This window comes from bacterium, from assembly GCA_004299235.1.
In the GTDB taxonomy this organism is placed as follows: Bacteria; Chloroflexota; Dormibacteria; order Dormibacterales; family Dormibacteraceae; genus SCQL01.
In genome coordinates, this window is the sequence record SCQL01000049.1 from 1 (window position 1) to 4,005 (window position 4,005).

At 47.7% G+C, this 4,005-nt stretch carries 3 protein-coding genes; 2 read left to right on the forward strand and 1 reads right to left on the reverse strand.

What is annotated here, in order from left to right; genetic code table 11:
• Positions 1 to 423 precede the first annotated feature (423 nt).
• Complete coding sequence (locus EPN29_13755; protein ID TAN31344.1) at positions 424 to 1,824, forward strand: UDP-glucose/GDP-mannose dehydrogenase family protein; 1,401 nt, start codon at positions 424 to 426, stop codon at positions 1,822 to 1,824.
• A gap of 14 nt (positions 1,825 to 1,838) precedes the next feature.
• Positions 1,839 to 2,777 carry an SDR family oxidoreductase gene (locus EPN29_13760; GenBank protein TAN31342.1) on the forward strand — a complete coding sequence of 313 codons (939 nt, stop codon included), beginning with the start codon at positions 1,839 to 1,841 and terminating at the stop codon, positions 2,775 to 2,777.
• Positions 2,778 to 2,823: 46 nt separating this feature from the next.
• Here EPN29_13760 and EPN29_13765 read toward each other — a convergent pair.
• Positions 2,824 to 4,005 (reverse strand): glycosyltransferase (locus tag EPN29_13765; GenBank protein ID TAN31343.1); only part of this gene is annotated, 1,182 nt, incomplete at its 5' end.

Below are 4,005 nucleotides of genomic sequence, written 5' to 3' on the forward strand. Positions count from 1 at the left end.
GGAAGATCAGTACCAGATCGGCGAAGTCCTGCTACGTTCAGGGGATGTTGTTAGCGCCGAGAAAATATTTAAAGCTTTAACTGGGCCAAATGTCTCAGCATCGGTAAAACAGCAAGCATCATCAACGTTATCTTCAATTGGCGCTACAAAGTAACAGATCCTGCCTTGTGAACCCCGAGATTCCCAAAGGAGGTCCCTCGTCTTGCTGTTTCCAGAGAGCTACACGTTCGTTTGGCGTGAACATATGGCCCGAAGATTCACACATCAGGGAACAATTTACGAATCCCATTTGAGCTCTTTAGGGCGTGAGGTATATAAAGGACAGGTCTTCTGCGGGTACTTACGGACAGGCTATCGCACGCCATGGCATTTAGACAGGACAAGTGGTGATACAATCCCACTTATTTGATAAAGAGGCTAAAAATGAAAATATCCGTATTTGGAGCAGGTTATGTCGGGCTCGTAACCGCAGTCGGCTTTGCTGAGATCGGTAACACAGTGACCTGCATGGATTTTGACGTAGCAAAGATCGACAAGCTCCGCGAGGGCAAGGCTGCCTTTTATGAGCCCGGGCTCGAAGAGCTCCTTGCAAGAAATGTCGATTCAAATCGAATCTTGTTCACCTCTTCCCAAAAAGAAGCAGTCACATCTGGTGACATTCTGTTCATAGCTGCTGGCACTCCCCCCCAATCAGACGGTTCTGCAGACCTCAGTGCCATCTTCGACATTGCATCTGCAATTGGCCAATTCTCTGAAGAAACCAAGGTAATCGTCACAAAGAGCACTGTACCCGTTGGCACCTTCAAAAGGGTTAGGGACATAATCCAGGCCGAATTGGATAGGCGCGGTGAAGCTATCGCATTCCGTGTCGTCTCAAATCCAGAGTTTCTAAAAGAAGGCACGGCAGTTGACGACTTCATGAAACCAGACCGTATCGTCGTTGGTGCTGATGACCCGGCCGCTTTCGAAGTAATGCGAGAACTGTACGCACCATTTCAGCGGCGGGAAAGCATAATTATAGAAATGGATATAGCTTCAGCAGAACTCACCAAATACAGCGCAAATGCATTCTTAGCTGCAAGAATCAGCTTGATGAATGAAATTTCTCGAATTGCGGAACGAGTTGGTGCTGACATTGAGCAGATCAGACATGGTGTAGGATCAGATCCGCGGATCGGACATTCTTTCTTATATGCGGGATGCGGATACGGAGGATCTTGCTTTCAAAAAGACGTGAATGCACTGATCCACACGGCTGAATCTCTTGGACTGAACCCACAATTGCTTAAATCCGTCGATGCGGTGAATGAGAGCCAGAAGAATAGCCTTTTCGAAAAAATTCATTCACATTTCAACGGGCATTTAGCTGACAAGACCTTCGCTGTCTGGGGTCTCTCGTTCAAACCGGATACGGATGATATGCGATGTGCCCCCAGTATTCCTCTGATTACAGCATTGCACAGGTCAGGAGCGAAGATACACGCCTATGATCCAGTGGCGATCCCGACTGCCACTGACATTTTCAGCGATCTTGAAAAAGTCTATTTCCACGAAAGCAAGTACTCGGCACTCCGGGGTGCAGACGCTCTCATTCTAGTCACAGAATGGAAAGAGTTCCGGGCACCTGACTTCGAAGAGATTTCACGTGCCCTCAATCAGGCGATCGTGTTCGACGGCAGAAATCAGTGGGACCCTATCAAGCTGCTCACCATGGGATTTCAATACTTCTCGATCGGCAGGCCGCTGCGAGCAACTCCCCAGACCAAAGGAACTGCAACTAACTTGTTTGATCTCGAATATGACAGCCGATTCTTAGAGACGTAAGGAAGCCGGACGAATTGCGTAATCTTGTGACTGGGGGAGCTGGCTTCATCGGCTCGCATTTGTGCAGGGCCCTGCTCGACAAGGGTGAAGAAGTCATATGTCTTGATAATCTTTCCTCTGGCCAAATCAGAAATGTGCAAGTACTTGAGGCATACGCTAGATTCTCCTTCATTGAAAGTGACATTACTGATCATATCCAGATCGAAGTTGACCGAATTTACAACTTGGCCTGTCCGGCTTCCCCACCCTTCTACCAATCTGACCCCATCAAGACCACAAAAACCAGTGTGCTAGGATCTCTGAACCTTCTTGAACTTGCCGCAACTAGTGGCGCAAGAATTCTCCAAGCCTCAACCAGCGAGATTTACGGCGACCCTTTGGAACACCCGCAAAGTGAAACCTACTGGGGAAACGTGAATCCTATCGGAATACGTTCCTGCTATGACGAAGGCAAAAGAGTTGCAGAAACACTCTTCTTTGACTATATGCGACAAGAGCAGGTGGAAATCAAAGTTGTTCGTATCTTCAACACCTACGGACCTAATATGCGCCCGGATGACGGTCGTGTTATCAGCAACTTTATAACACAAGCACTCACCAACCAGCCATTGACTGTCCATGGATCGGGTCAGCAGACTCGAAGTTTCTGTTATGTCGATGATTTGGTGAAAGGGTTGATATCCGTAATGAACTCCGCAGCCGATCTCACTGGTCCGTTCAATCTAGGCAATCCAAATGAATTCAAAATCATCGAATTGGTCGAACTGATTCGGGAGCTCATTGGCGAAGGTATTCAGGTCACGTTTCGCCCACTCCCGCAGGACGACCCAAAACAGCGACGGCCAGACATCAATTTGGCATTTAACACACTTGGGTGGCAACCTGTTGTCGCACTTGAGGATGGCCTTCCGCAGACTATCGCTTATTTCAAGGAGAGAATTGCCTCAGTCTAAGTTGTAACACGAGGTAGATTACTGAACCGAAATGTAATAGAGCAAGTCACGTTGGCAAGTGAGAAACGTCAGGTGCCGGGGACGCAACGCCAGCAGAACTGCCTGTATCGTTAGTAGTGGCCGCTTGACTGCGAACCTTATCGTAATAGTGAAGAACATTCAGCCTATAGAAGATTCCAAGAGTGTCGACTAACATTCCACGCACAGCTTTAATTGAGATAGTTGAGGTAAATCTGCGCTGTATAATTACAGGAACCTCAATAATTTCTCGATAGCCAAGGCGCCTGGCCACAACGAAAAACTCTAAGTCAAATGCGAAGCGCTTTTCAACCATTAGGGGCAAAACGTTGGCAACAACTTCCCTTCTCAACACCTTTAATCCTGTTTGGGTGTCTGTGACCGAAAGATGGAAAAGAGTACGTATCAGCTGCTGGTAACCCCATGAATAGACTCTCCGCAACTTCGGATAATAGACCATAGAATTTGGATGCCGCTTGCTGCCGGTAATAATATCAGGCTCAGACGCCCTAATCACCTCAACAATTCCCATCAGTTCCATCGCAGGGATATCGCCATCTGCGTCGATGAAACCGAGAAACTCACCTCTGCCCTGCATTAACCCAACTCTCAGCGCCTGACCCTTACCAGAGTTTTTGGGCAATTTTGTATTCCTAAGGACTGTGGGGAAAAGGTCCGTCAAGGTATCCGGGCTACCATCTGTCGAACCATCCGATACGGCAATTATTTCGTAACGCAGTTTGCTTTTATCCAGTACTTCCACTAGCGCCGAAATATGTTTGCTCAGAGCGACGCCTGGATTGTAATAAGGCACCACAATACTTAGATCCAGTCCTTTTGCGTCTTTATCGACCGGATGGAACAGATGCTTTTCTATAAAATCCACGTCCTCGATCAAGGGATCCCGCAGTAGAGCATGTACAGCTCCAGCTAAGGACAAGCTGGCTGCAAAAGCTACGGAGATCAGCATTACGAAGGCAATCGAAACAATTGATCCGTGGAAAAGCTCTATCCCGATAAAAGCAATTGCGGCTCCGATCCATGCAAAAAGCGAATCGAGTGATTCCCTAGCCAAGTGAAGGTATATAAGGAGCGAGAGCATTCCCAAACCAGCAGCTTCAATGCCCAATATTCGCACAGTATTCGCTGCACCCAAATAGCTGCTTCCAAAGAGCACGTCGATAACGAATGAAGGAATGGCGGCCAAAAT

What these genes read in the sequence shown, in the direction of transcription:
- EPN29_13755 (TAN31344.1), top strand. Translation starts at nt 424, where the DNA reads ATGAAAATATCCGTATTTGGAGCAGGTTATGTCGGGCTCGTAACCGCA.